General features: G+C 70.8%; 25 protein-coding genes, 1 tRNA gene and 1 pseudogene. 12 read left to right on the top strand and 15 right to left on the bottom strand.

Annotation, left to right across the window (positions count from 1 at the left end):
• Positions 1 to 168 precede the first annotated feature (168 nt).
• Together ABZ887_RS34100 and ABZ887_RS34095 are read left to right on the top strand one after the other, a co-directional pair.
• A complete protein-coding gene (locus ABZ887_RS34100; RefSeq protein WP_361298025.1) occupies positions 169 to 1,596 on the top strand; it encodes an MFS transporter in 1,428 nt (475 codons plus the stop codon).
• A gap of 45 nt (positions 1,597 to 1,641) precedes the next feature.
• A tRNA-Pro gene (locus ABZ887_RS34095) sits at positions 1,642 to 1,715 on the top strand.
• 204 nt (positions 1,716 to 1,919) lie between these two features.
• On the opposite strand, the pseudogene ABZ887_RS34090 reads toward ABZ887_RS34095, so the two are convergent.
• The 4 genes and pseudogenes from ABZ887_RS34090 to ABZ887_RS34075 form a co-directional block, all read right to left on the bottom strand.
• Positions 1,920 to 2,374, bottom strand: a pseudogene (locus ABZ887_RS34090) (polysaccharide deacetylase family protein); the annotation flags it as partial.
• A 9-nt stretch (positions 2,375 to 2,383) separates the two neighbouring features.
• Complete coding sequence (locus ABZ887_RS34085) at positions 2,384 to 3,049, bottom strand: nitroreductase (RefSeq protein WP_361298298.1); 666 nt, start codon at positions 3,047 to 3,049, stop codon at positions 2,384 to 2,386.
• A 315-nt stretch (positions 3,050 to 3,364) separates the two neighbouring features.
• Positions 3,365 to 3,763, bottom strand: coding sequence for a helix-turn-helix domain-containing protein (locus tag ABZ887_RS34080; protein WP_361298022.1), 399 nt, complete (start codon positions 3,761 to 3,763; stop codon positions 3,365 to 3,367).
• Positions 3,764 to 3,977: 214 nt separating this feature from the next.
• Entirely contained in the window at positions 3,978 to 5,216 is a 1,239-nt protein-coding gene (locus ABZ887_RS34075) for an ABC transporter permease (RefSeq protein WP_361298019.1), read from the bottom strand.
• A gap of 162 nt (positions 5,217 to 5,378) precedes the next feature.
• Here ABZ887_RS34075 and ABZ887_RS34070 point away from each other — a divergent pair, with 162 nt between their 5' ends.
• Positions 5,379 to 5,984 carry a TetR/AcrR family transcriptional regulator gene (locus ABZ887_RS34070; RefSeq protein ID WP_361298016.1) on the top strand — a complete coding sequence of 202 codons (606 nt, stop codon included), beginning with the start codon at positions 5,379 to 5,381 and terminating at the stop codon, positions 5,982 to 5,984.
• A gap of 525 nt (positions 5,985 to 6,509) precedes the next feature.
• On the opposite strand, the gene ABZ887_RS34065 is transcribed toward ABZ887_RS34070, so the two are convergent.
• From ABZ887_RS34065 to ABZ887_RS34050, 4 genes are all read right to left on the bottom strand, one after another.
• On the bottom strand, positions 6,510 to 6,911 hold the full coding sequence (locus ABZ887_RS34065) for a cupin domain-containing protein (RefSeq protein WP_361298013.1): 402 nt from the start codon (positions 6,909 to 6,911) through the stop codon (positions 6,510 to 6,512).
• Between the two features lie 414 nt (positions 6,912 to 7,325).
• Positions 7,326 to 7,799: a carboxymuconolactone decarboxylase family protein gene (locus tag ABZ887_RS34060; RefSeq protein WP_361298010.1), complete on the bottom strand. Its 474-nt coding sequence runs from the start codon at positions 7,797 to 7,799 to the stop codon at positions 7,326 to 7,328.
• A gap of 298 nt (positions 7,800 to 8,097) precedes the next feature.
• A complete protein-coding gene (locus tag ABZ887_RS34055) occupies positions 8,098 to 9,279 on the bottom strand; it encodes an MBL fold metallo-hydrolase (protein ID WP_361298007.1) in 1,182 nt (393 codons plus the stop codon).
• Positions 9,280 to 9,506: 227 nt separating this feature from the next.
• A complete protein-coding gene (locus tag ABZ887_RS34050) occupies positions 9,507 to 10,163 on the bottom strand; it encodes a TetR/AcrR family transcriptional regulator (RefSeq protein ID WP_361298004.1) in 657 nt (218 codons plus the stop codon).
• A 288-nt stretch (positions 10,164 to 10,451) separates the two neighbouring features.
• On the opposite strand from ABZ887_RS34050, the gene ABZ887_RS34045 reads away from it, so the two are divergent.
• The 9 genes from ABZ887_RS34045 to ABZ887_RS34005 all read left to right on the top strand — a co-directional run bounded on the left by ABZ887_RS34045 (position 10,452) and on the right by ABZ887_RS34005 (position 21,341).
• Entirely contained in the window at positions 10,452 to 11,801 is a 1,350-nt protein-coding gene (locus ABZ887_RS34045) for an aminomethyl transferase family protein (protein WP_361298001.1), read from the top strand.
• Positions 11,802 to 12,022: 221 nt separating this feature from the next.
• Positions 12,023 to 12,934 (top strand): dihydropteroate synthase, encoded by a 912-nt coding sequence (folP, locus tag ABZ887_RS34040; protein WP_361297998.1) that lies wholly within the window; start codon positions 12,023 to 12,025, stop codon positions 12,932 to 12,934.
• A 132-nt stretch (positions 12,935 to 13,066) separates the two neighbouring features.
• Positions 13,067 to 14,410: an aminomethyl transferase family protein gene (locus tag ABZ887_RS34035; RefSeq protein ID WP_361297995.1), complete on the top strand. Its 1,344-nt coding sequence runs from the start codon at positions 13,067 to 13,069 to the stop codon at positions 14,408 to 14,410.
• 31 nt (positions 14,411 to 14,441) lie between these two features.
• Positions 14,442 to 15,314 carry a methylenetetrahydrofolate reductase gene (locus ABZ887_RS34030; protein WP_361297992.1) on the top strand — a complete coding sequence of 291 codons (873 nt, stop codon included), beginning with the start codon at positions 14,442 to 14,444 and terminating at the stop codon, positions 15,312 to 15,314.
• Entirely contained in the window at positions 15,311 to 16,216 is a 906-nt protein-coding gene (gene purU, locus ABZ887_RS34025; protein WP_361297989.1) for a formyltetrahydrofolate deformylase, read from the top strand. Before ABZ887_RS34030 ends, purU begins: the two co-directional genes overlap by 4 nt.
• Before the next feature lie 217 nt (positions 16,217 to 16,433).
• On the top strand, positions 16,434 to 17,297 hold the full coding sequence (locus ABZ887_RS34020) for a bifunctional 5,10-methylenetetrahydrofolate dehydrogenase/5,10-methenyltetrahydrofolate cyclohydrolase (RefSeq protein ID WP_361297986.1): 864 nt from the start codon (positions 16,434 to 16,436) through the stop codon (positions 17,295 to 17,297).
• Positions 17,298 to 17,466: 169 nt separating this feature from the next.
• Positions 17,467 to 18,573 (top strand): chorismate-binding protein, encoded by a 1,107-nt coding sequence (locus ABZ887_RS34015; protein WP_361297983.1) that lies wholly within the window; start codon positions 17,467 to 17,469, stop codon positions 18,571 to 18,573.
• A gap of 108 nt (positions 18,574 to 18,681) precedes the next feature.
• Positions 18,682 to 19,608 carry a LacI family DNA-binding transcriptional regulator gene (locus tag ABZ887_RS34010; protein WP_361297980.1) on the top strand — a complete coding sequence of 309 codons (927 nt, stop codon included), beginning with the start codon at positions 18,682 to 18,684 and terminating at the stop codon, positions 19,606 to 19,608.
• A gap of 371 nt (positions 19,609 to 19,979) precedes the next feature.
• Positions 19,980 to 21,341 carry an aminomethyl transferase family protein gene (locus ABZ887_RS34005; RefSeq protein ID WP_361297977.1) on the top strand — a complete coding sequence of 454 codons (1,362 nt, stop codon included), beginning with the start codon at positions 19,980 to 19,982 and terminating at the stop codon, positions 21,339 to 21,341.
• A 140-nt stretch (positions 21,342 to 21,481) separates the two neighbouring features.
• On the opposite strand, the gene ABZ887_RS34000 is transcribed toward ABZ887_RS34005, so the two are convergent.
• The 7 genes from ABZ887_RS34000 to ABZ887_RS33970 form a co-directional block, all read right to left on the bottom strand.
• Positions 21,482 to 22,165, bottom strand: coding sequence for an alpha-ketoglutarate-dependent dioxygenase AlkB (locus tag ABZ887_RS34000; RefSeq protein WP_361297974.1), 684 nt, complete (start codon positions 22,163 to 22,165; stop codon positions 21,482 to 21,484).
• A complete protein-coding gene (locus tag ABZ887_RS33995) occupies positions 22,162 to 22,731 on the bottom strand; it encodes a hypothetical protein (protein WP_361297971.1) in 570 nt (189 codons plus the stop codon). Before ABZ887_RS33995 ends, ABZ887_RS34000 begins: the two co-directional genes overlap by 4 nt.
• Positions 22,728 to 23,033 carry a metal-binding protein gene (locus ABZ887_RS33990; protein ID WP_361297968.1) on the bottom strand — a complete coding sequence of 102 codons (306 nt, stop codon included), beginning with the start codon at positions 23,031 to 23,033 and terminating at the stop codon, positions 22,728 to 22,730. The genes ABZ887_RS33995 and ABZ887_RS33990 overlap by 4 nt, the downstream gene beginning before the upstream one ends.
• A complete protein-coding gene (locus ABZ887_RS33985; protein ID WP_361297965.1) occupies positions 23,030 to 23,761 on the bottom strand; it encodes a 2OG-Fe(II) oxygenase in 732 nt (243 codons plus the stop codon). Before ABZ887_RS33985 ends, ABZ887_RS33990 begins: the two co-directional genes overlap by 4 nt.
• Positions 23,762 to 23,851: 90 nt before the next feature.
• On the bottom strand, positions 23,852 to 24,358 hold the full coding sequence (locus ABZ887_RS33980) for a methylated-DNA--[protein]-cysteine S-methyltransferase (protein ID WP_361297963.1): 507 nt from the start codon (positions 24,356 to 24,358) through the stop codon (positions 23,852 to 23,854).
• A gap of 177 nt (positions 24,359 to 24,535) precedes the next feature.
• Positions 24,536 to 25,321, bottom strand: a complete 786-nt coding sequence (locus ABZ887_RS33975) for a 2OG-Fe(II) oxygenase (protein WP_361297960.1) — start codon at positions 25,319 to 25,321, stop codon at positions 24,536 to 24,538.
• Positions 25,322 to 25,773: 452 nt separating this feature from the next.
• Positions 25,774 to 26,817, bottom strand: a complete 1,044-nt coding sequence (locus tag ABZ887_RS33970; RefSeq protein WP_361297957.1) for an NAD(P)-dependent alcohol dehydrogenase — start codon at positions 26,815 to 26,817, stop codon at positions 25,774 to 25,776.
• Between the last annotated feature and the right edge of the window lie 55 nt (positions 26,818 to 26,872).

The following is a 26,872-nucleotide window of genomic DNA, read 5'->3' as shown; positions in this document are numbered from 1 at the left end:
GCGGAGGGTTGCCTCCAGTAGAGTGGAGGGGTACCTCCACTTTAGCAGTGCGGAGCGGTATCGCCATGGTCGGACGCGGCCGGGTGTCCCCTTCCCGCACGCTCACGGATGTCTCCCTCAGCCTCACCCTTTCCCTTTCCCTCCGTTCCGATTTCGGAGAGGCCCTTCATGCCCCGGAAGTCCACCCGCCTCACCTTCGCGGTCCTCGCGACCGGTGCCGGCGTGTTCTCCATGCTCCAGTCGCTGGTCGCACCGGCCCTGCCGACCGTCCAGCACGCCCTGCACACCTCCCAGTCCACCGCGACCTGGGTGATGACGGCCTATCTGCTGTCCGCCTCGGTCTTCACCCCGATACTCGGCCGGGTCGGCGACCTGGTCGGCAGGAAGCGCACCCTCGTCGCCGTGCTGCTGGCCGTCCTGGCCGGCTGCCTGATCGCCGCGCTCGCGCCCAACATCGGCGTCCTGATCATCGCCCGGGTCGTCCAGGGCATCGGCGGCGCCCTGTTCCCGCTCTCCTTCGGCATCATCCGCGACGAGTTCACCCCGGCCGAGGTCAGCGGCAGCATCAGCAACCTGTCCGCGGTGATCGCGGCCGGCGGCGGCGTCGGCATCGTGGCCGCGGGACCGATCGTCTCGGCGCTCGACTACCGCTGGCTGTTCTGGATCCCGGTCGGCGTGGTCGCCGCGACCGTCCTGATCGCCGCCCGCTACGTTCCCGAGTCCCCCAAGCGGGCCGAGGGCGGCGTCAGCTGGCTCGGCGCCGGGCTGCTCTCCGCCTGGCTGGTGGCGCTGCTGCTGCCGCTGAGCCAGGCCGGGCAGTGGGGCTGGGGCTCGGCCAAGGTGCTCGGCCTGTTCGGTACGGCCGTCGTCCTGTTCGCCGTCTGGCTGCTCACCGAGTCCCGCTCCGCCACCCCGCTGATCGACCTGCGCGTGATGCGGCTGCCCGCCGTCTGGACCACCAACACGGCCGCCCTCCTCTTCGGCGCCGGCATGTACGCGATCTGGTCCTTCCTGCCCGGCTTCGTCCAGACCCCCGCCTCGGCCGGCTACGGCTTCGGCGCGACCGTCACCGAGTCCGGCCTGCTCATGCTGCCGATGCTCATCGCCATGTTCCTCTCGGGCGTCATCGGCGGCCGCCTGGAACCCCGCGTCGGCGCCAAGGTGCAGCTCACCGCGGGAGCCGCGCTCGGCGCGCTGGCCTGCGGCTTCCTCACCCTCTGGCACGACGAGCAGTGGCAGATCGGCGTCGTCGCGGGACTGTTCGGCCTCGGCATCGGCCTGGCCTTCGCCTCGATGGCCAACCTCATCGTCGGCAGCGTCCCGCCCGAGCAGACCGGCGCCGCGACCGGCATGAACGCCAACATCCGCACGATCGGCGGCTCCATCGGCGCCGCGCTCACCAGCGTCCTGGTCACCGGCCGGCTCCAGCCCTCCGGACTGCCGTACGCCTCCGGCTACACCCACGCCTGGGCCCTGCTCGCACTGTTCTGCCTGACCGCCGCCGGGGCCGCCCTGCTCGTCCCGGTCCGCCGCGCGACCCGCGCAGCGGACCCGGTCACGGAGCGGTCGGCCGCAGCACCCGTACGCGTGCGGTAGTGTTGACCTGCGTGATCACGCGGAAACCACCGCGTGACTCCGCAGCGGGACGTGGCGCAGCTTGGTAGCGCACTTGACTGGGGGTCAAGGGGTCGCAGGTTCAAATCCTGTCGTCCCGACGCAGCGAAGGGTCTTCGCGGGCGAAAGCCTGCGGGGGCCCTTTTCGCGTGGGGGCCGGCTTCGAGGTTGAGTGAGCCACCCATTGGCACCTTTGTTCGATGCCGGCGAAGATGTCGCTCTCGGATTCGAACAAGGCTGCTGTGGGGCTGTCGAGCACGGCGGCCGGAATCCGGACGGCACCGCGGGTGAGCGAGCGAGCCGACTCAGGGCCGGTAGACCATCCCGGGCTGGGGCTCGGCGGGGGCGAGCAGTTGCGACACGGTGACGATGGTGTAGCCCCGCTGTTCGAGTGCCTTGAGGATCCCGGGGACGGCGGGCACGGTTCCCTTGTGCAGGTCGTGCAGGAGGATGACGCCGTCGCGGTGGGTCTGGCTCCACAGCGCCTGCGCCAGCCCCGACTCCCGGCAGATCTTGGCAACTTCGCGGTTGGTGCGACCCTCCGGCGGTCGCATCAGGACGGGCCTGGCGCCGGTGGTCCGCTCGATGGCGTCCTGTGTCCGGGCCAGCTCCTGACGGGCGTCTTCCTCGTCGAGGTCGGTCAGCTTCCTGTCGTTCCAGGTGTGATTGCCGATCTCGTGCCCCTCGACCGCGATGCGGCGCAGGAGCCGGGGTACTTCGAGATGTGACCCTTGCCCTGCACGAAGTACGTGGCGTGCAGTACCGCCAGCTAGTCGTCGACGAACGTGACCGTCTCGTCGAGCGAAGCTCGGCCCGTACGGGCGTACGGTACTGCGGTGTCCTCGAATCCGATCGACATGCCGCAGAAGAGGATGAGGTCGTCCGGGGGCGACAGGACCTCCGCGACGGACTTGCGGTAGACGGACCACGCCATCTGCGGGCAGCTGTGCAGGCCTTCGGCGCGGAGCAGCAGCATCACGGTCTGCAGATACATGCCCACGTCGGACCACTGGGGCCGGCCCAGGTCCCGGTCGATGTAGCAGAACAGGGCGGCGGGCGCGCCGAAGCACTGCCAGTTGGCGGAGGCGGCTCTCTGCCGGGCCTCCCAGTCCTCGTGCGCGATACCGAGTGAGCTGTAGCGCTCCGCGCCGAAGGCGGACCGGCGCTCGCGGTACGGGGACTTCAGTGTCTGCGGGTACATCTCGTACTCCCGCTCGTCCCAGGGGTCGCTCGCGGTCACGCGCCCGCCCGCGAGCTCCTTGAGCTTGCCCAGCGCTCGGCCGGTCAGCACGTACACGCGCCAGGGCTGGAGGTTCGACCCGGACGGCGCCCAGGCCGCACCGGAGAGTACCCGCTCGAGGACCTCCCTGGGGACGGGCCGGTCGATGAATCCGCGTACGGCTCGTCGGCTCGTGACTGCCTCGTAGACGTCCAAGATCACCAGTCTCCCTCATCCGCTCCACACGCCTTCCCTCCTTAGGCGGTTGGAGGTTCCAGAAAGTAACGATATGTGTAAAACGGCATAAAAGGCGCTGGTGTCGGCGCGCGTCCGCACAGCCGACGACGGGGGCGCCCGGTGCGACGCTCCGATCGTCGCGAGGTCGGCTCCCGCTCACCCGGCGAAGGGAGACGTGGCGGTGGCGGCGACGCGGGAACGTCATGACGGAGTCCAGGCCGGCCACACGGTGGCGTTCGGAAGTCGTTGTGCGCCTGCGAACCCGGCAGCCGACAACTGACCGGGAAAGAGCGGTCAGTGACCTGGCGTGGCCGGTTGATCCGAGGGTGAGCCGCTCGCTGGAAGGTGGTCTTCCGCCCACAGGAAGAGAACGGCGAGGGGGACGAGGAAGGCTTTGCCGTGCGGAGAGAGCGTGTAGCGGGTCCGCGGGGACTGCCCCGGCCGGACGTCCTGGGCGACCAGATCGATCGCGGTCAGTTCCTGGAGCCGCTGGGTGAGCATGCGGTTGCTGATGCCGGGGACGCGCTCCCGGATCTGTGCGAAGCCGGCCGGGCCTTTGGCCAGTGCCATGAGGATCAGGCCGTTCCAGCGTCTGCTGAGCAGGGTGAAGGCTCCAGCGATGGCTGGAGAGGCATCGGCCGACTGCGGATGGGCGGTCCGGCCGAGCGGCCTGGGCTGTTGTGGGGCAGGCATGGTGGGTATCCGTTCCGGTACGGCGTGAGCCGACGCGGCTCAGTACCTGGTGTGCTACTCGGTGGTCCTACTGGTGCCGGGAGCCGGCCCTTGGCCCTGTCGGGCCGCGCCCTCGATGTGTCGCAGGCGCGCGTAGACGGCCAGGACCGCGACCTGCCCCGGCCTGAACTTGCCGCCCGGCCAGGGCCTGATCGCGCTCAGGAAGCACTCCGCATCAGCCGTCGCCGTCATGGCGACGTGCGTGAGCGTGTGCGTGACGCCGAACCGGCAAACCCGTGCCGGACCCCGGCAAGGCCGGCAGCAACTCCCCGGAGGGCGGCGCATCGGTCTGCGCGCCGCGACCGTCCCTGATGGCCCAGTGGCCGTACATGACTGCTGCGAGTCCGCAGACGCTCCACAGGGCGAGCACGGCCAGATGTCCGGCGTCGGCGTTTCCGTCGAAGTACGTGGTGTCGCGAAGCAGACTGGCTCCGGCGCCCGGGGGCAGCCACTGGCCGACATGGTCCACGCCCTTGGGAAGCATCTCCGGAGCGGAGGTGGCGCCCGAGAAGGCGTTTCCGACGAAGACCATGAGCGCGGCGCTGAGCCCGAGGCCCGTCGGCCCGAGGAGCCGGATCACGCCGGCGGCGGTGGCGCTGATGGAGAGCAGGACGAGCGACAGGATCGCCCACGTGGCCACGTGGTTGTGGGGCAGCGCCCCGAGGAATCCCTGAGCCACCAGATAGACACCGAGGGCGGCGACGCCGCAGGAGACGAGAAGCGTCATCACCCGGTGCCGCGGGCGTGCCAGGCCGCGAGCCATTGTGACGAACGCCCCGATCAGGATGCCGCAGATCGTGAGCGGGAAGACCGACGAGCTGAACACCACGCCCCGCGGGTCCTCTGTGGCGACGGGCACCACGTCGACGGCCTTCACCAGGACCTGCACCGAGGAACCAGAACCGGCGGCGGCTTCCTGCCCGGCGGCCTTCGACTGGGCGGCGTCCTGCTGGCCGGCTGTCTGTTCGTGGACCTTCTTCCTGGATTTCGCATCGCCGGCCTTCTGCGCCGCGGCCTCAGCCTTCTGCGCGGCGGCCTCGGCCTTCTGTGCGGCGGCTTTCTGCCGGGCGGCCAGCTCCTGGGTGGCCCTCTGGGCCACCTGCTGTCCGACATCGGTCAGCAACTGGGCCACGGAGGGGCTGGCCGCGGTGGCCTTCAGAACGGTGATGCGGTGGCCGGAGATGGCGAAGGCGCCGTAGACGTCCCGGTTCTTGATCGCCGCCCGCGCGGCCTGCTGGTCGGGGTAGAGGCGGAAGTCGAACGCGCCGGGCTTCTCGCGGGTCAGCCCCTCCACCGCGTGCTGGCTGGCGGGCCCCGTGCCCACGATCCCGACCGGGACGTCGCGCGGTGAGATCCGCCCCGCCGGCCAGGCGAACGCCATCACCGCCAGAGTGATCGCTATGGGCAGCCCCACGGCCGCAATGGCCACTTCCCGCCATGCCCGGTGTCCTGACAAGGGGTTTCTCACAGCCTGGCCTCTCAAAAAAGAATGGTCGTTTTTCTTGAGCCCCTAGTTTGGCTCTGCGGCTTGGAGTACGTCAACACGAATGTTCGTTTTTGTTGTTAGGCTGGCCTCATGCCCAAGGTCACCCAGCAGTACATGGACGCCCGTCGCGAGCAGATCCTGGACGCCGCGCGTCGTTGCTTCCTTCGTGACGGGTTCCATTCCACGTCCATGCAGGACCTGTTCGCGGAGTCGGGACTGTCCGCGGGCGCGGTGTATCGGCACTTCACCAGCAAGGACGAGATGATCCTCGCGATCGCCGAGGAGAACATGCGTGATGTCCTCGACATCACGCTCGCCGTCGCCACGGACCGGCAGGGCCAGTCCATGGGGGCGTTCCTGGCGGAACTGCTCGACGTGATTCGCGTCAAGTCCGTCGAGGAAGACGTGGCCGGCCTCGCGGTGCTGGTCTGGGGAGAGGCCATGCGCAACCCCTCTCTGGCGCGCAAGCTCGACCAACTCATGGGCCGCATACGCACCAATCTGATCGCCTTGGTCCGTGACCACCAGGAAAGCGGCTGCCTGCCTGCGAACGCGACGGCCGAGGGGATCGCATCGACGATGCTCTCCGTCCTCCCCGGTTACATCCTCCAAGTGGCTCTGCTCGATCGGGCTGTTGTGGCCGAGGTCCCTGACGCGGTGCGGGCGCTGTGGCCGGGGCCGGTCGATGAGCGCTGAGCCGTCCCGCCGCTGACTGAGTGCCGGGGTGCTGAGCGCTTCTGCGGCGATCGGGCAGAACACGTCGACCGGCCGCCTCGTTCTGCACAGCCGCCGCCCTCCGTCGCGGTGGGGACTGGCGCCCGCTGCCTCTCGACGCGCAGGTGCCCAGTGACGCTCACGCGTGCGTGCGCAGGCTCAACGCCCCGCTGACCCTCACGGTCGTGGTGTAGATCGGGGCGAAGGTCTCTCCGATGAAGTCCTTGTCGTGGACAGATCGGGCAACCGGGTTGGTTCGGTCATGGCATGGCCCCGTCGGTGTTGTCGTAGGCGGCCGGGTGCTGAGCTGAATTCGACGGGGGAGCGGGGCCGGTCGCGCGCTGTGCGGCGCGCCGCGTCCGCCGTGGTCCCGCCGGCCGGGGACCGCGGTTTCATGGCAGTGTCGCCATGGCCAGGGCCATGGCGGCACTGCGGGAGACGGCCGACTCGGCCGCGCCATCGGGGTTCCCGTGACGCGACAGCCGGCCGCGGTGTGCAGGCGGGAGGTCAGGCGGTGGGGCGCGGGGCGCGCAGGTGGGCGCGCTTCTCCAGTTCCTCGTCGTCGACCAGGGTGAGCATCGGCTGACCCGGGGCGCACATCATGAACACGATGTACTTGGCAGGCGCATCCGACGAGGCGTTGCCGTTCTGGTAGTGGATCACCTCACCGCCCGGCTCCCAGAACGTCTCACCTGCCTTGATCACGTGCTCCGGCTCGCCCTCGAGCTCCCACCGGACCGCTCCTTCGAGGACGTAGCCGAAACACGGCCCCGAGTGGCGGTGCGGGGGAGTCCCGGGGTCACCGGGAGCCCACTCGACGAGCACGGTCATCCCCGAGGCACCCTCGGGGATGAACGGCGGCTTGACGTCCGCAAGCATCTTGGGTCCGAAGCCGTCCTCTGAGTGCATACCGTGCATTTCGTGCATGGTGTCAAACCTCCGTGGATCGAGCCCGGAACGGGCGAACTGGCGTCGGCGGTTCCGGGCTCACGACAACTTGCTCTACAACGAAGACAAAGCGCGGCTCACACCTGTGACACGCCGTGAGAACGCCGTGAGGTGCCTGCTGTGCGTGCAACGAGTCGGCGGCCGCCACCCTTGGGCCGGCTGCACAGGCGAGAGCGTCGCCTGGTGTCCTGCGGCAAGCACGGCCGAACGTCGTCATGTCGCTTGCCTGGGCGACATCCCTTTGATGCGTGTCGACACGCGTCCACGCCGTACCGGGCCCCGGGGAGGAAGCCGGCTCGGCAGACCGCCGGATGGAACCCGATCGGCCGGCGTCTGAAAGCCGTTCCCTCCCCGCGCCGAAGGCTCGGCCCCGACTCAGCCGAACATGCCGACCTTGTAGCTGCCGGCCGGCTGCTGAGTGATGATGTTGATGCGGTTGTAGGCGTTGATGATGCCGATGAGGGTCGTCAGCGCGGCGAGTTGGTCCTCGTCGAAGTGCTTGGCGGCGTTCGCCCAGGCTTCATCGGTGACACCACCGGCCGCGTCCGCGACGCGGGTGCCCTGTTCGGCCAGCTCCAGCGCGGCGCGCTCGGCCTCGTCGAAGACGGTCGCCTCCCGCCAGGCGGCGATCAGATTGAGCCGCACCGAGGTCTCCCCGGCGTGGGTGGCCTCCTTGGTGTGCATGTCGGTGCAGAAGCCGCAGCCGTTGATCTGGCTGGCGCGGACCTCCACCAGATACTGAATGGTGGCCGGCAGTGTCGAGTCCGACAGTGCCTTGCTGGCCGAGAAGAGGTGCTTGAGCACCTTTCCCGCGAAGGGATTGCCGTAGTAGTTGAGGCGTGCGTTCATTGGTCCTCCTGGCGGAATCGCTCGTACGCACTACTGACCGGGCAGCCCGGCAAGGTGTGACACCAAAACGGAGCGTGATGTAGGTCTCAGTGATCAAGGTATTGCCTTGCGGCCCTGTCTGCGCGCCGTGCCCGGAAGGGCTGCGGTCGTCTCGGGGCGGACGTACCAGGTACAGCGAGGGCGGCTGGGCGGGCAATACGACAATGGGAACCTTGCAGGCCGGTTCTGCCCTGCTCGAACGACCTCGCGCGGGGGCGGCCCCATCGCTCCCGCCCGGCCCGGCCGGGAAGAACCGGCGTCACAACCGACCCGATCCGCCGGACAACCCCTGACCCCGGCGCGCCCTCCCCCTGCCGATCGGGACGTGGAGCAGGTCTGTCCCCAGGACCACACGGCCGCCGTAGCGGGCGCGGTCGGCGCTGTCGTGGAGCAGGCGTCGCCAGGTCGCGTCGGACACGGCGGCCGGGTTTCCCGGGCCGAGGTGGGTGGCGACCAGGGCGCCGACACCGGACTCGGAGGCGATCCGGCCGAGTTCGGCCACGTCGGTGTGCGTGGCCAGGATGTGGTCGATGAGGGACTGCGGCAGGCCAAGAGCCGCGAGGCCGGCGGGGTACAGGGCCTCGTGGACCAGTACGTCCGCTCCCCGGGCCAGCGTGACGATGTTGGGGGTGAGCGCGGTGTCGCCGGAGAAGACGACGCTGCCGTGGTCGGTGTCGAAGCGGTAGGCGTAGGCGGGGAACACCGCGCCGTGCGGCACGAGGACCGCGCTGACCTTGACGTCGTCGTTCTCCATGACGGTGAACGGCCGCATGACGGGCGCGGTGTTCGTGGCCGAGGCGCCCGCCGCGGACGGCGGCAGGACGTCACGGACGTCCAGCAGGGTGGCCGGGTCGATGCCGATGTGCTCGGTCATGAAGAAGGTGGGAGCGGCGGCGTACGCCTGACCGGCCAGCCTCGTCATCTCGACGGTGCCCGGCACGGGGCCGGGGGCGCCGGCCACCGTGGACGGGACTCCGGCGGGGCCGGGGCCGTACACGGACACGGGTGTCCGGAACCCCTGCGCGCCCGACGCCCCGGCGGCCAGCAGGGGGAAGGCGTAGTAGTCGACGATGTGGTCGGCGTGCAGGTGGGTGAGGAAGATCCCGGTCAGGGAGGGCATGGACAGTCCCGCGCGCAGGTACTGGCTCACCGCTCCGCGGCCGCAGTCGACGACATACGTCCTGCCGTTGACGACAAGGGCCGACGAGATGCCGTACCGGTCCGCGAGGGGCGGTGGTCCGCTGTTGGTGCCGAGCAGTACGAGCGACAGGGGAGCGGCGGATGCGGATGCGGCAGCGGCGGGTGCCGCGGTGAGCAGCGGGGCGGCGGCGACGGCCGAGGCGGCCACTGCGCCCAGCAGCGTTCTGCGGGACGTCTGCCGCGTCTCGTCGGACGGCGGGTTGCTTGCCTGGTCCTGTGTCGGCTGGTGGTTCTGGCACATGGCGGGCGGCTCCTCCGTGCTGTGCTGGGCTGGGCAGGACGCGGTGGGGGCGGCCGGAGGAGGACACGCGGGACCCGACCCACCCGTCGTCCTGGCGCGGCGCGCGGCGACCGCGATCACTGGACGGGATGCTGGTCCGATTCCAGCCGGAGGGGGGAGAGCGCGTAGCGCAACCTAAGGTGACGATCGGTCTCCTTGCGTACGAGCCGTCCACGGCCCGGGCGCCCTCACGTCCGGATCGCCGGGACGGGGTCCTCCGTGTCGCCGGCGGCGGGCGCCGTGGCCGTGCCGTGCAGGAACACGCGTACCGCGACGGCGATGCTCTCCCGGACCTCCGCGTCGTCCGGCTTGTGCGGGGAGTTGGTCAGCAGGCGCATCTGGGCGTCGCCCAGCATCGCCTGGTAGAGCTGCGCCGCGGCACGGACGGGGTCGGTGGCGAGCTCGATCTCGCCGGCGTCGCGCGCCTGCCGCAGGTACTTGGCCAGCACGGCCTGGCCGGCCGACGGACCGTGCTCGAAGAAGGCCCGGCCCACCTCCGGCATGCGCTCCGCCTCCGAGGTGACCAGCCGGTGCAGGGCGATGGCCTCAGGCGTGAGGACCAGGGCGGCGAAGTGTCCCCCCAGGGCCGTCAGGGTCTCGGTGAGGTCGGTGCCGGGGGGAGTGAAGGTGTGCACCGGCTTCGACCACTCGTCGCACAGGGCTTCCACCGAGGCCTGGAACAGCGCGGCCTTGTCCGCGAAGTGCCGGTAGAGCGTCCCCTTGGAGCCGCCTACCTCCGTCAGGACGTCCTCCATCGTGACGCGTGAGTAGCCCTTGGCGATGAACAGCTCGCCGGCTGCGCGCAGGATCAGGTTTCGGCGCTCCGCGGATCTCGTTCTCGGCACGGTCGCCATCGTAGGGGCCGCCGCCGGGGCCCCCTGCTCTGCTTGCCTTGTTGTTCCTCTTACCTGTTGACGACTCATAACGGTACCGTACAGTACGGTATCGTCGTCGATCGGGGCCGCTCCCGCTCGACGCCCCCGCGGTACGCGGAGCCGAAGGCGTTCACCGCGCGCACTCGCCCGGCCGTACCGGCGACATCCCTCCCCTGATTTCGCGTTCCCCTCTCCCGCTCACCGGCGCGGCATCCGTATCCGCATCCGCAGCCGCACAGGCACGACATGGAGGAAGCAATGGCACAACTCGAGGACCAGATAGGCGAGGCCGGCGGCCCGCTGGCGCTGCTGCGCGGCGGCCGGTCGGGGGCGTACCCCTTCCCGATCCGCGCCGAGTTCACCAACTGGCGTGACGAGCAGGAGAGCTGGCGCAACAGCGCGGCGCTGATGGACCTCTCCCACCACATGACCGACCTCACGGTGGAGGGCCCCGACTGCTACCGCCTGCTGGCCGCGCTCGGCGCGAACAGCTTCGAGGGCTTCGGCCCCATGCAGGCCAAGCAGTTCATCGCGGTCAACCACGACGGCTACCAGATCGGCGACTGCATCCTCTTCTGCCTCGCCGACCACGTGGTCCGGCTCGTCGGCCGGCCGCCGGCCCTCAACTGGGTCCAGTTCCACGGCGAGACCGGCGGCTACGACGTCACCCTGCGCCGCGACGAGCGCACCGCGCAGAACCCGAACGGCCGCGAGTTCTACCGCCTCCAGCTGCAGGGCCCGCACGCCGCCCGCATCTTCGAGGAGGTCAACGGCGGCCCCATGCCGGGCATCCCCTTCTTCACCATGGGCCGCTTCCACATCGGCAAGTACGAGACCACCGCCCTCAACCACCGCATGAGCGGCTTCCCCGGCCTGGAGTTCTTCGGCCCCTACGCCGACCTCGACGGCATCCGCGACACGATCCTGGAGGCGGGCGAGCCGTACGGGATCCGCCAGGTCGGCGGCCGGGCCTACGCCTCCGTGGCCACCGAGTCCGGCTGGATCGCCTCCACCGTGCCCGCGGTCTACTCGGGCGAGAGCATGCGGCCGTTCCGCGAGTGGCTCGGCGCGCGCTCCTTCGAGGCGAACCTCTCCACCGGTGGCAGCTACACCCCGGACAAGGTGGAGGACTACTACGTCACTCCCTACGACCTTGGCTACGGCCACATCCTCAAGTTCGACCACGACTTCGTCGGCCGCGAGGCCCTGGAGCGGATGCGCGGGCGCAAGCACCGCAGGAAGGTGTGGCTGTCCTGGCACCGTGACGACGTCGCCCGCGTCTTCGCCAGCATGTACGAGCAGGGCGACCGGCGGTTCAAGTACATCGAGATGCCCGCCGCGTTCTACTCGGCCTCGCACTTCGACCGTATCGAGAGCGTCGACGGCAACCTGATCGGCCTGTCCACGCTGTGCAGTTACTCGTCCAACGTCCGCGGCTGGATCTCCGTCTGCATGATCGACGCGGACGAGATCGGCTACGGCCGCGAGGTCAACGTGGTGTGGGGCGAACCGGACGGCGGCTCCGCCAACCCGACGGTCGAACGGCACTCCCAGACCACGATCCGCGCCACCATCTCCCGCAGGCCCTTCGCGAGCGACAAGCACTGACCTGCCCCGACCCGTCTCGATCTGTCCGTAACGCCGAAGGGCCCCGAGAGCCCGTACCCAGGGGCCCGACGGTCGTCCCCGTGCCGCCGAAGGCGACGACACTCAAGGACTAGAACGATTAAGCATCTCTCCTGTACTGTCGGCTACCTAATCGATTTAGTTCTCCTGTTCCTCTCCCGCGGCGGGACGCGGGACCAAGGGGGTTGCCACTGATGTCAACCATGGAACGAACCGCCCCGGTCGGGCGGTCCGGAAGGGTGTCCGAGGTGAAGGGGCTGCCGGGTCCGGGCCGATGTCTGGTCATGGGCATCCTCAACGTCACGCCGGACTCCTTCTCCGACGGCGGCCTGTACGCGGACAGCCGGCGCGCGATCGACCGGGGTCTTGAACTCGCCGCCCAGGGTGCGGACATCGTGGACGTGGGCGGTGAGTCCACCCGGCCCGGAGCACGGCCCGTGGGCCTGGACGAGGAACTGGCCCGGACCGTGCCGGTGGTGCGGGAACTCGCCCGCGCCGGCGTCCGTCCGAGCGTCGACACGATGCACGCCCCCGTCGCCAGGGCCGCGGTCGAGGCGGGGGCGTGCCTGGTCAACGACGTCAGCGGTGGCCTGGCCGACCCGGCCATGGCGCGAACCGTCGCCGCGGCGGGCGTGCCGTACGTCGCCATGCACTGGCGGGCGCCGAGCCGGGACATGGACCGCCACGCGGACTACCGCGATGTCGTCTCCGAGGTCACCGCCGAACTCGCCCAGCGGCTTTGGCGGTTGGCGGAGCAGGGTCTCGACCCGGACCGCGTCGTCCTCGATCCCGGCCTGGGCTTCGCCAAGCGTCCCGAGCACGACTGGGCGCTGCTGGCCGGCCTGGGGTCGCTGTGCCGGCTCGGGCGTCCCGTGCTCGTCGGTGCTTCGAGAAAGAGGTTCATCGGTGCCGCTCTCGCGAGCGGGGGCGCCGGTGAAGTGCCGCCCGCGGAACGGGACATGGCCACGGCCGTCGTGTCCGGGCTGGCCGCCGTGGCGGGCGCGTACTGCGTACGGGTCCACGATGTCCGCGCGGGCCTCGACGCGGTGCGCGTGGCGTCCGCCTACCTGGACCACGGGCGAAGGTGCTCCGTGGCTTTCGCCAGATCGTCTTAGTGTCACAACTCGCCTTAGGGGTCCTTGAGTTGATGGCCCCTATGGTCCACTAGATCGATTTAGTACTCGCGGGACAGATCACCGACATCACCGCCACAGGCAACCACCACCACAAGCAACGAAGGAGCCGCAATGGCAGTCCCCTCCCTCCAGGACGGCATCGACAAGGCCGGATCCCCCGTCGAGCTGCTGTGGCAGCCGGACGCAGAACCGTGGACCCCCGAGGTCGTCGCGCGCGAGTACTCCGGCTGGCGGCAGGAGCAGGCCGCCTGGCACGAGGGCGTGGCCCTCCTCAACCTCTCGCACCACATGTACGACATGTGGATCGAAGGCCCGGACGCCACACGGGTGCTGGCCGACCACGGCGTCAACAACTTCGAGAAGTTCGCGATCGGCCAGGCCAAGCAGTACGTGCCGGTGACCCGCGACGGACGCATCGTCACCGACGGCATCCTCGCCCGGCATGCCGAGAACAAGTACCTGCTCAGCGGTATCCCCGCGGCCCAGCACTGGGTGCGGTACCACGCGGAGAAAGGCGGCTACGACGTCGCCTTCGAGACCGACGCGTCCTCCGCCTTCCGCCCGGGCGGCGGCGACCCGAAGCTGTTCCGCTACCAGATCCAGGGCCCCCTGGCGATCGAGCTGATCGAGAAGGTCTTCGGCGGCCCGCTGCCGGAGACGAAGTTCTTCCACGCCACCCCCGTCACCCTCGAAGGCCGATCCTTCGAGGCTCTGCGCCACGGCATGGCAGGACAGGCCGGCTACGAGTTCATCGGCCCGTGGGAGCACGCGGCCCACGTCCACGAGGCGTTCCTGAAGGCGGGCGAGCCGCTGGGTCTGGTCCAGGTCGGCGCGCTGGCGTACGCCACGCCGAGCGTGGAGAGCGGCTGGATCCCCTCGCCGGTGCCCGGCATCTACACCGATGCCGGCCTCGCTGAGTACCGTGCCTGGCTCCCGCTGTTCGGCATCGAGGGCAAGCGCCCCCTCAACGGCAGCTACTTCTCGCGGGACATCGAGGACTACTACGTCTCCCCGTACGAGCTCGGCTACGGAAAGCTGATCCACTTCAGCCACGACTTCCTCGGCCGGGACGCCCTGCTGAAGGCGAAGGACGGCCCGCTGCGCAGCAAGGTCACCCTCGTCCTCGACCCGGACGACGTGCGTACCGTCCTGGGCGGCGGCGAGGATCCCGGCTTCGTGCTCTCCTACGCGCGCCACCGGGTGGAGACGGACGCGGGCCTGGCCGGCATGACCATGCAGAGCGCGTCGATCGACCCGGTCGGGACCGTGCTGGCGCAGACCCTGGTCGACGCCGAGCACGCCGTACCGGGCACCCGGGTCGAGGTGGTCTGGGGCGAGCACCCCGGCGCCGGCACCGACCCCGAGGCCGACCTGGGCTTCCCCCGGATCAGGGCCACCGTCCAGCCCTCCCCGTTCGACGAGCACGCGCGGACCCTCTACCGCCGCGACCGCTGACGACGGCCGTACGACGAGCGAGGCGAAAGAGATGAATCCCGTGAGCACGGTACGCGCGGCGGCCAGAACGTCGCTGCTCGACGACTTCTCCCTGGAGATGACCGGGAAGGACGTCCCGAAACTGGAGGAGGCCCGCGACACCATTCCGCAGGGCACCCGGATCAACGTCACCTTCCTCGGCAACGAGGACCTGGAGCTGCGGCTGGCGGCCGCCCGCGCGGTCAAGCGGCTCGGCTTCGTGCCCGTACCGCACATATCCGCCCGCCGCCTCGGATCGCGCGGCGACTTCGAGCGGTTCCTGGCCGGACTCAGGGCCGACGGCACCTCGGACAGCGTGTTCCTCGTCGGCGGCGACCCCGCCGTCCCCGAGGGGCCCTACGCCGACTCCCTCTCCCTGATCGACACGGGCCTGCTGCAGGAGTACGGCGTCCAGGACGTCGGCATCACCGGCTACCCGGAGGGCCACCCGGCCATCGACGCCGGCGCGCTCTGGTCGGCGCTGCGGGACAAGCACACCGCCCTCGCCGCCCAGCCCCTCCAGGGCGGCATCATCACCCAGTTCGGCTTCGACGTCGACCCGGTGCTGGCCTGGGTGGAAGAGGTACGGAGCCAGGGCGTCGCGCTGCCGATCAGGATCGGGGTGCCCGGACCGGCGGGCATCAAGCGGCTGATGACGTACGCCTCCCGGTTCGGCGTCGGGACCAGCGCCTCCGTGGTCAGGAAGTACGGGTTCTCGCTCACCAACCTCATGGGCACGGCGGGTCCCGACCGCTTCCTGCGTGCTCTCGACGCGGCCCACGACCCGGACCGGCACGGCGAGTTGAAGATCCACTTCTATACGTTCGGCGGGCTAAGCGCCACTTCCGAGTGGGCCGCCCGGTTCCGGAAGGACAGTGCGGCATGACCCTCACGCAGGACGCCCCGGCCCGCACCACCACGAGCGGGACCGCCGCCCAGCAGGCCGCGCTGATCGTGCAGGGCGCCGACGCCACCGGCATCGTCGCCGCCGTGGCGTCGGTCCTCAGCGGGCACGGCGCGAACATCGTCTCCCTCGACCAGTACTCCGACAATCCGCAGGGCGGTGCCTTCTTCCAGCGCACCGTCTTCGGACTGGACGGCCTGCAGGCCGCGCTGCCCGCCCTGCGGGCGGACCTGGACGAACGGCTGGTGAACGGCTTCGGACTGACGTACACGCTCCGCGACCTCTCCGTGCCCAAACGGGTCGCGATCTTCGCCTCGAAGTCCGACCACTGTCTGCTCGACCTGCTCTGGCGGCACCGTCAGGGACAACTCCCCGTCACCGTCGCCATGGTGATCTCCAACCACCCCGATGTGGCGGAGGAGGTGCGGTCGTTCGGCATCCCCTTCTTCCACGTGCCGTGCCAGGGTGCGGACAAGTCGGCGGCGGAGGCCGAACACCTGCGGCTCCTCCAGGGCAATGTCGACTTCGTCGTCCTGGCCCGCTACATGCAGATCATCTCCGGCGACTTCATCGAGCGGGTCGGGGTGCCGATCATCAACATCCACCACTCCTTCCTGCCCGCGTTCATCGGTGCGGGACCGTACGCCAAGGCCAAGAGCCGCGGGGTGAAGCTGGTGGGGGCCACCGCGCACTACGTCACCGAGGACCTCGACGAGGGCCCGATCATCGAACAGGACGTCGTCCGCGTCACCCATGCCCACACCGCCGCCGACCTCACCCGCCGCGGCGCCGACGTGGAGCGGGCGGTGCTGTCACGGGCAGTGCTGTGGCACGCCGAGGACCGGGTCGTCCGCGACGGCAACCACACCATCGTCTTCGCCTGACGAGACGGAACAACAGCTCGCGGCACAACTACCGCCCGGTGCAGGGAAAGGCGGTCTTGTCGTGCGCCATCCCCTGTGACCCGGCCGGCCACCTGTGACGACCGGCGGCCGGCCGGGCCACGGCGCCGTACAGCCGCGGTCACACCGACCGCACGCAGCACCACACCCCTCTCACCCGGGCGAATCGTTCCTCACGAACAGAAAGCGGTTCGCCACCATGACAACCACGATCGACGGCAGCGGAATCGCCCGGCGCATCCGGGCCGAAGTCGCCGAGGAGGTCGCCGCGGCGGCCGGTCCGGGACCGGTCCCCGGGCTCGCGACCATCCTGGTCGGCGACGACCCGGCCAGCGCGGTGTACGTCGCCGCGAAACGACGTGCCATCAGGGAGGTCGGCATGCGCGACTTCCACCGACAGCTGCCCGCACACGCCACCCACGACCACGTGGCCACCGTCATCGACGAACTGGCCGCCACACCGGAGGTCTCCGGCATCCTCCTCCAACTTCCGCTCCCCGCACACCTGGACGCGGCCGCACTGATCGACCGTATCCCCGTCACCAAGGACGTCGACGGTCTCACCACCGCCAGCCTCGGGCGCCTTGCCCGAGGGGAGCGCGGGCTGCGCCCCTGCACCCCCAGTGGTGTCATCGAGCTCCTCGACACCGAGGGCATCGCCCTCCAGGGCGTCCGGGTCGCGGTCGTCGGCTGGGGCGAACTCGTCGGCAGACCCCTGACCCAGCTACTGCTGCGGCGCGGGGCGACCGTGTCCGTCGCCCACGAGCACACCACCGACCTTGCGGCCGTCACCCGGCCCGCCGACATCGTGGTGGTCGCCACCGGTGTCCGCGGACTCGTCGGCCCCGAACACGTCCGGCCCGGCGCCGTCGTCGTCGACGTCGGCATCCACCGCACACCCGCCGGCCTGACCGGCGACGTCCGCTCCGCCGAACTCGACGGCATCGCAGGCCGCATCACCCCCGTCCCCGGCGGCGTGGGCCCCATGACCATCGCCATGCTGCTGGTCAACACACTGCGCGCCGCCCGGTGGGGCGCCGAACGCGAGACCGTCGCGGCGTGAGCGCTTCCTCAGGGGCGCGATGGGTCGTTGTGCGACTGCGGGCTGTGCGGGCCGTGCGGGCCGATGGGGGCCGGTCGCGCAGTTCCTCCCCCAGTCTTCGGCCGGGGGCACCGCCAGTGGCCCTGAAGGGCGCTGCCGCGCCGTCCCCGCAGCAGGCAGGAGGCGTTTCATGACTCGTTTCCCTCCCCTCGCCCTCCTCGGCGGACACCTCGCCACCGGGCTCGTCGACGTCACCAGTGATCCCTCGGCCCTGGACTCCGCGGGGTTCTGGGCCGTCGTCGCCGACTTCGAGGGGCGCCTGACCTGCGCCCGTTTTCGCGACGTACGGCGGATCGACCACCGACGTGTCGTCCCCGCGACACCGTGGTGCGGACCCCGTCCCGACGCCTGGGCCACCTCGCTCGACCGGGACGCCTACACGAAGGGAGTGACCCGCGTCCGTGAGCACATCGCCGCCGGCGAGGTCTACCAGGCCAACCTCTGCCGGGTGCTGTCCGCGCCGGTGGCGCCGGACGCGGACACCGTGGGGCTGGCGGGGCTGCTGAGCCGGCACAACCCCGCACCGTACGCGGGCGTCGTCCGCCTCCCGCGGCACGGGGTGGAGGTGGCCACCGCCTCCCCGGAACTCTTCCTGCGCCGCGTCGGCCGGGAGGTGGCGTCGGGCCCCATCAAGGGCACCGGCCGCACCGAGGCCGACCTGCAGGAGAAGGACCACGCCGAGAACGTGATGATCGTCGACCTGGTCCGCAACGACCTCGGCCGGGTCTGCGTCCCCGGCTCCGTCACCGTGGCCGCCCTGTGCGCCGTGGAGAGGCATCCGGGGCTGGTCCACCTCGTCTCCACGGTGCGCGGGCGCCTGCGCGACGGCGTGGGCTGGCCCGGGCTGCTCGCGGCGAGCTTCCCGCCCGGCTCGGTCACGGGGGCGCCCAAGGAACGCGCCCTGCGGATCATCGAGGCGTTGGAGACCTCGCCACGTGGCCCGTACTGCGGTGGCATCGGCTGGGTCGACGCCGACCGCGGCCGCGGCGAACTGGCCGTCGGTATCCGCACCTTCTGGTTCGACCGCGCCCAAGGGCTCCTCAGGTTCGGCACCGGCGCGGGCATCACCTGGGGGTCGGAACCCGAACGGGAATGGCAGGAGACCGAGTTGAAGGCACGCCGACTGCTGGCCATCGCCTCGGGCACCGACCGGCCCGGCTCGGAGCACGACAGGTCGGCCGGCCCGGCGTACGGCGGTCCGGAGACAACGCTGAAACGATCTAGTGGCGTAGAGTAGCGCCGGATGCTTAATCGTTCTAGAGCCCGGACGCGTTCTTTCGCCGAGGCAGCCGGCCGAAGAGGTCGACCGGGGACGACTCCGTCGACCGAGAGGGAGAGTGCCGGCATGGGGCGTTCGGGCCGGGTGACGCTGACCGACGTGGCGAAGGCGTCCGGGGTGTCGCGGGCGACCGTGAGCTTCGTGCTGAACGACGATCCCCGGCAGACGATCTCCACCGCGACCCGGGAGCGGGTCATGGAGGCCGCCCGGGACCTGGGCTACGTCCCGCACGGCATCGCCCGCGCCCTGCGCGAGGGGTCCTCGCGCATCGTCGTGCTCAACGTCGACTGGGGCATGGAGGGCAACTTCTCCCGCAGCTACGTCCGGGGCCTGGACGAGGAGCTGGCCGAGCACGACCACATCCTCCTGGTCCGGCACGGCCACGCGATCCCGGAGGCCACGCAGAAGGTCCTGGACACCATCGCGCCGCGCGCGGTGCTGCGGCTCGGCGAGGCCTACATGCGGGGACACGGGCCCGTGGAGGAGGACTGGGAGAGCGGTTTCGCCTTCAACGCGGCCCTGCAGATCGGCTACCTCGCCGAACGCGGTCACACCCGGATCGCGATGGCCCTGCCCGACCACGACTTCCCGCTGACGGAGGCCCGGCTCGGATTCGCCCGGGAGGCCGCCCGGCGGCTCGGCCTGCCGCCCCTGGAGCGTTTCGTCGTGCCGCGGCCCCGGGAGGCGGGCGCGATCGCCGTCCGGTCGTTCCTGGCGGTCCACTCCGAGGTCACCGCCCTGGCCGCCTTCGACGACGACATCGCGCTGCGGGCGCTGACCGCCCTGCGCGACCTCGACCTGCGGGTGCCCGAGCACGTGGCCGTGATCGGCTTCGACGAGATCGAGTACGGTGCCCTGTCCACGCCCGCGCTCACCACCGTCCACATCGACGCCGAGATCCTGGGCCGGATCGCCGCCCGCAACGCCCTGGGCATCGACGCCGGGGGGCTGGCACCCGTGCCGGGCCGGATCGTGGTCCGCGGGTCGGTGTGATCACGCGGCGGCGTGACCGGCCTCGCCGTGATCGCGCCCGCCGCGCCTGCCGCCGCCCGACCTGCCGCGGCCCCCGAAACGATGTACGTCACCACCGTCCCCGGAGCCGCGATCGTCTGCTAGCGTGCAACTTAAACGATCTAGTTGCGTGATCCGGGTGCCTGGTCCGGTCACGCGGTCCGGTCTCGTGACCCGGACGCCTCCTCGTCACCGGACGACCGAACGAACGCCTTCACGATTCAGCTGCTCCGGACGTTCCGCCCCTCGCCGAGGCGGTCGTGTCCGGCACCCGCCCGCGCGCCACGCCCGTACCGCCCCCGTGGCGTACCCGGAGCAGCCGAGAGCCCATGAGCATGAGCAGGAGGATCACCGTGGACACTGCCGAGACCCAACGCGCCACCTACGAAGAGGTGCTGCGACTGAAGGACGCCCCCTTCGTCGCCCAGCGGCCGGCGTACTTCAGCCCGGCCGCCGCAGCCCAGGACGAGAGCAACGCCCTCGGCTCCTTCGGTCACTTCGCCCAGACCCTGCTGCCCCTCGAATACACCGACTGGGTCGAGGAGTGCGGCGCGCACGTCACCTCCTGCTACCTCGGCGACTGGTCCAGCCTCCACAAGGTCGTGGTCCGCGGGAGCCAGGCGCTGGACTTCCTGGCCCGGCTCGGCATGAGGGACCTGACCCGCTTCGAGAAGGGGCAGATCAAGCATCACGTCCAGCTCGACGAGCACGGCTGGGTGGCGTCGGAGGGAATCCTGTGCCGTCTGGCCGAGGAGGAGTTCCTCTATACGGCCGGCAGCGGCGACTGGCTGATCTGGCAACTGAGTCAGGGGAGTTGGGACGCGGAGGCCGAGGACGTCAGCCCCGGGCGCTTCATCTTCGGCGTCCAGGGTCCCGCCTCCCTGGACACGCTGGAGAAGCTGACGGGGGAGAGCCTGCGCGACATCGCCTTCAGCCGCAGCCGGACGGCCGCGGTCGCCGGAGTCCCGGTACGGGTGCTGCGGACGGGCATCTCGGGCGAGCTCGGCTACGAACTCCACGGACCCGCCGGGCACGCCAACGAGATCTGGTCGGCCACCGTCGCCGCCGGAGGGCAGTTCGGGATCCGCCAACTGGGCCTGCGCTCACAGCCGGTGCAGCACATCGAGGCGGGCATCGCCACGAACGGCCTGGACTACCTCCCTGCCTCGATACTTACGCCTGGCACACCGCGTCAGTTCCGCAGGGGAAGGCCCGGCGGCAGCTTCGTACCGGACAACGGCATCACGGACTACTTCCGCAAGCCCGGCGAACTCGGCTGGGGCTTTCGCAAGGGCGTTCCCGACCGCGACTTCCTGGGCCGGGACGCCCTGGCGGCCGACGCCGCCAAGGGGGAGCCGCAGCGCACCCTCATGGGCCTGCGCTGGAACACCGAGGACGTCGCCGCCATCCTCGCCTCGCCGCTCGGTGCCGGCGACCTTCCCGACCCGATGGAAGTCCCGCGCGGCCGCGGTCCGGTCTTCGACCAGGTCCTCGCCGCCGGCCGACGCGTGGGTGTCTCCACCGGCAGGACGGTCAGCGTGAACCTGCGGTCGACCATCTCCCTCGCCGTGCTCGACCGGACCCATGCGGCCCCCGGCACGGACGTGGTGGTCCTGTGGGGAAGGCCGGGGACCGCGCAGCGGGAGATCAGGGCGACGGTGACCGCGCTCCCCTTCAAACAGGACAGGCGGCGAACGGACGTCTCGGCGCGGTAGGAGGCTGCGACCGGCTGCTGTTCTTCCGACCGTGGCACCTGCGCTTCGCTGTCACGACGGCATCCCGTCGGGGGAGGGCAGCAGGTTGTCGGGTCACTGCTCCCTGAAGGGCGACCTGCGTCCTTGACCGGGGTCGGCGGTCACGGCGGGCACCGCGTCTCGCCGGCATCGGTGAGGCCGGTGACTCGCATCGTGATGTTCAGGCGGCCGGAGTCCAGGCCGCAGGCGGGGTCGGCGGTGCCTGCGTGGACCCTGGGGACGCCGTGGTGGACGTAGCGGGAGGGGCCGCCGAAGACGAACAGGTCTCCGGAGGCGAGTTCGATGTCGGTGTACGGCCTGGTGCGGGTCCGCGTGTTGCCGACGCGGAAGACGCACGTGTCGCCGATGGACAGGGACACGACGGGTGCGGAGGAGCGCTCGTCCTTGTCCTGGTGCATGCCGAGGCGGGCCTGCCCGTCGTAGAAGTTGATCAGCGCGGTGTCCGGGGTGTAGCCGTCCGCCGTGCGCTGGTCGCCGTACGCCTCGCGCAGGGCGCGGCGTCCGAGCAGCACCATCCAGTCGGGGAAGGGGGCGACCTGTTCACCGTTCACGTCGTCGGCGGTGCGGGTGTAGCGGTAGGGCTGCCAGTGCCAGCCGATGCACACCGTCTGCACGGACATGACGCCGCCGCGCGGCAGCCGGGTGCGCCGGATGGGGACCGGGCCGCCGGCCCAGGCGCGGCAGGCGGCGACAAGCTCTCGCTGCTCGTCGAGGGCGAGCCAGCCCGGCACGTGCACCGCGCCGGGCGCGATCTCCATGGCGGGCCGGGGAATCAGCGCGCTCACGCGGTCACCCCCGACGGCGGGTAGGAGGTGACCCACGCCCCGCGTACCTCCCAGACGCCGCCGTCGGCGCTCGCCCCGCGCAGCCCGCTCAGGGTGTCGGGGCCGGCGAGCGCGGTCAGGAGGGGGGTGTTCGGCGAGGAGAACGCGACGGTGCGGGCCGGGTCGAAGTCCGTGGACCGGCGCAGGCGGCGCGCGAGCTGCGCGAAGCCCAGCACAGCGGCGGCGATCACCCACGCGTCCGGGGTTTCGGCGGTCAGGCGCCTCGCCGGGCGCAGCCAGGAGGCGGCCGTCTCCGGCCAGTCGACCACCGTGAGCACCTGTCCGCCCCGGGCCGTCCACGCGCGCGCGAACGCCCGGGCCGCGGCGCGGGAGGCGTCGTCGCGGCCGTGCCCGATCGCGACCGTCTCGATCTGCGACTTCGGCCCGGTCAACAGTCGGATGAGCGTGGCGAGTTCGGCTTCGGTGTGCGGCTGGGGCGCGGGCAGCCGGCCTGCGTACGCGGCGAGGTCGGCCGCATCGATCAGGAGTGAACGGGGACTGTCGTGCTGCTCGGTGGGGGAGTTCATGAGGTGGTGATGCCTTCTCGGTTCGCTTTCCAGCGGGCGTACTCGGCAGGGAGGCACACGGCGCAGGGCCGGTATCCGGCGGCGATCGCGGTGGTCTCGTCGGCGAAGAACACCCGGTGCCCGACGTAGTGGCCGCGGGCGATGGCCCGCAGCGCGGACGGGCAGTCCAGTCGCCCGTACAGGCGTCCGCGGCGGTGTTCTCCGAGAGTTCCCGGTGTCGGGCTCGGGTAGGGCCGTCCGTCCGGGCCGAGCAGGGTGTATGTGCGTCCGGGCTCGTCGGCGACGGGGCGGGCGGGGGTCATGCCGCGTCGTGGAAGACGATGCCGAGGGTGCGGCGGCGCCCGGAGCGGACGGTGCTCACACCGTGCCGCATCGGCCCGTTGGACCAGCCGCGCCTGGTCGCCACCGGCCGGTCGCGGGTGGTGAAGACCAGGCCGTGGCCCTGCGGCAGGGTCGTGGCCGAGCCGCGCGACTGCGCGCGCGGCCGCTGCTCGGTCATCAGGAACTCCCCGCCGGTGAAGTCCGTACCGGGGGCGTCCAGGCCGATGACGACCTGGAGGGGGAAGACCATGTCGCCGAACACGTCGCGGTGCAGGGCGTTCCAGTCGCCGGGACCGTAACGCAGCAGGATCTGCGCGGACTTGGCCTGGCCCGCCTCGTGGCACAGCTGAAGCCACTCCGCCAGGCTGTCGGGCCAGGGGGCCGGCTTGCCGAGCCTGGCCGCCCAGTCCCGGGCGACGGGCAGCAGACGCGGGTAGAACGCCTCGCGCAACTCCCGCACCAGGTCGGGCAGATCGTGGGTGAAGTAGCGGTACTGGCCGGAGCCGAAGCGGTGGCGGGCCATGTCCACGGTGGTGCGGAAACGGGCCGGCTCGTCGTAGAGGGCGGCGATCTCGTTGCACTCGGCGGGTGTGAGGATCTGCCCGGTCAGGGCGTTGCCGTGCCCGTCGAGTTCGTCGGTCAGCGCCGCCCAGTCACTGCGGGCGACCCGGTCGGCGACCGGGTCCGCGAGCCGGGTGGTCTCGGTCATCGGGATTCCTTGCGTCGAGGGTGGGGCCACCCCGGTTCCGCCGTCGGGAGGAGGACGGTGCGCAGCAGGGGGTGACGGTGTGACGGTTCCTCAGGCGGCCTGGTGGACGTTTTCGAGGTCCAGGAGCTGCTGCTTGCGCTCCAGGCCGCCGGCGTAGCCGGTCAGCGTGCCACCGGTGCCGATCACGCGGTGGCAGGGACGGACGACCAGCAGCGGGTTGGCTCCGATCGCGGTGCCCACGGCTCGCACCGAGGCCTTCGGGGCGCCGATCCTGTCGGCGATGTCGCCGTAGGTGAGGGTGGTGCCGTACGGGATGGCTTCCAGGGCCGTCCACACCCGCTGCCGGAAGTCCGAGCCGCTCGTGACGTACTCGATGTCGAAGCGGGTCAGCCTGCCGTCGAAGTAGGAGTGCAGCTGGGCGACGATCTCGGTGAACGCCTCCGGCTTGCTGGTCCAGCCGTCCTGGACGACGGCGCCGTTCTTCTGGCCGGGCACGGACAGCGAGGCCAGTGCGGTGCCGCCCGCGGCGGTGGCCGATTCCTCGCCCACCAGCAGCAGTTCACCCAGCGGGCTGTCCATGGTCGTGTAGACGGTCATCGGTCCGGTGTCCTTTCCTGAAGACTGTGCAGTGCCGTTCATGTCATCCACTTTGCGGCTTGTGCGGTGTCTTGTCCGGCGGAATTCGGACACCGTTCTGCGGGACGCAGGGCGCTCTCGTGGGTACGGAATGCCGGTGGGCCCGCCCGCACAGGGACGGGCGCGGGGCTCCGCGGTTCAGCGGGCGTTGTGGAAGATGAGGCCGAGAGTCGTGCGCCGGCCGGTCTCGACGGCGTTGGTGCCGTGGCGCATCGGGTGGCGGCGGAAGCCGTTCTTCCCGCGGATCGGGCGGTGGCGCACGGGGAAGATCATCCCCTGGCCGAGCCGGGGTTTGACGACCGTCGCGCGGGACTGGAACCGGGGCCGTTGTTCGACGAAGACGTTCTCGCCGCCGGTGAAGTCCTCGCCGGGCTGGTTGAGCATGATCGCGATCTGCAGCGGGAAGACGATGTCGCCGTAGATGTCCTGGTGCAGGCATGCGTAGTCGCCGGGGCCGTACTGGAGGATCAGCGGGGTGGAGCGGTGCTGGCCGTTGTCCGCGCACTCGGCCAGCAGCTCCTCCAGCGAGTGGGGGAAGGTGCGTTCGTTCAGCTGCGGTGCCCACTGGTTGGCCATCCACGCCATCGGCGGATACAGCCGCTCGCGCAGGGTCTGGACGAGCGGGACGGTCGCCGGGTCGGCGTAGTACTTGTAGGTGCCGCGGCCGAACTGGTAGCGCTGCATGACGACCGTGGAACGGAACAGGCCGGGCTCGTCGAAGGTGTCGATGATCTCCTGGCACTGCGCGCGGGACAGCAACGGCGGGGTGAGGGCCACGCCCTCCTCGTTCAACTGGGCATACAGCTGTGCCCAGTCGAGTGCGCCGAGCGCGGGCAGACCGGTCGTCGCGGGTACGTGCGGTGCCTGGCCGACCGGTGCGGCAGAGGGGAACAGGGTGTCGGCGGCGGGGGTGGACTGGTTCATGAAGGGTCTTTCGTAGCTCTGTGGCACCGGAGCGGGCCTGCGGGCCACGCCGAGATGCGCGCGGGCGGGCGCTGCGCCGTCGACGATCATCGCGCCGGAGCCGTCCGGTCGCTGGCGGCATTCGGACGTGACGTTTGCGTGCCGGCCTCCGGTGCTCATCGGGGCCCGGCGCCGCCGTGCCCCAGGGACGACGCGCCCGAGCCCCGACCACCGGGCGGCCCCGGCCGGAGGCCGCCGTGACCCGCGCCGGGTCCCTCACCTGCTGCGTGAACACGACGAGCGGACGGCCGCGCTGGAACCCCCGCGCCGACGGGGGGCGACGTCGGTCTTGCACCCGGTCCTCCCGCAGACGCCGGGGTGAAAATAGGCGACCGCACGCGGGCCGGAGGCGCGGGCGGCGCGGCTCGGTCCGAGGTGCGGTCGAGGTCTGGTGCTTATGTCTCCGCGCTTGGTCAGTCCTGCGCGGGTACGAGTACCGCGCGGCCGACCAGCCGTCCGTTCTTGAAGTCGTCGTACGCCTGCTGCGCCTCGCTGAGCGGATAGCGGTCCACCAGGATCTTGAGCCGGCCCAGGGCCGCCAGGCCGACCACTTCCTGCAGGGCGACGCTGCCGCCGTTCAAGCTGGTCGCCAGCTGGGTGCCCGGCGGAATCTTGAAGAAGTCGAAGGGAACCGAGCCGCCGCCGGCCCCGACCATGGTGAGGCTGCCCCGCCAGGAGAGGAGGGCCACCCCGAGGGCGAGCGTCGCGTCCACCCCCACGCAGTCCAGCACGAAGGTCGCGCCGAGCCCGCCGGTGAGCTCGCGGATCTGCTTCACGGCTTCGGGGCCGCTGACGAAGACCTCGTCGGCCCCCAGTTCGCGCGCGAGCTTCAGCCGGGCCTCGGACGAGTCGACCGCGACCACGCGGGCGCCGGTCAGCAGGCGCAGGAACTGGACCGCGTAGAGACCCAGGCCGCCGGCGCCGATGACGACCGCGGTGCTGCCCGGCCAGATCTTCGCAAGGGCGGGCTTGATCGCGGCGTACGTCGTGATACCCGCATCGGTGAGCGGCGCCGCCTGGACCGGGTCCAGGTCACCGATCGGAACCAGGAACCGCGCGTCCGGGACGAGGATGTACGGCGCGTGTCCGCCGTCGAAACCGACACCGGGAGCGCGTATGCCCTTCTGGTAGAGGCAGTGGTTCTCCTCGCCGGACCGGCACAGGTGGCAGTGCCCGCAGCTCGCCCAGCCCGGGTCGATCGCGACGGCGTCGCCCGGGCGGAAGTTCGTCACACCGCTGCCCACCTCCTCCACCCAGCCGGCGACCTCGTGCCCGAGGGTGAAGGGCGGCGGACTGTCCAGCCAGTAGGACGCGTCGCGGCCGATGACGGTGAAGTCCGTGTGGCAGAGGCCGGAACCGGCGACCTTGACGACCACCTGGCCCGGTCCCGGGTGCGGGTCGGGCACCTCCTCGAACTCCGGTTGCTTCTGCGCCTGCAGAAGTCGGTAGGCAAGCATCGTTCTCTCCTCTTGAAAGGGGTTACACGCAGCCGAACTTCAGGCGCAGGCGACA

Origin of the sequence: Streptomyces sp. NPDC047061 (genome assembly GCF_040643955.1) — a bacterium.
Taxonomy (GTDB): Bacteria; Actinomycetota; Actinomycetes; order Streptomycetales; family Streptomycetaceae; genus Streptomyces.
The sequence above is the reverse complement of the archived record's forward strand: the minus strand, read 5'-3'. Positions and strand labels throughout refer to the sequence as shown.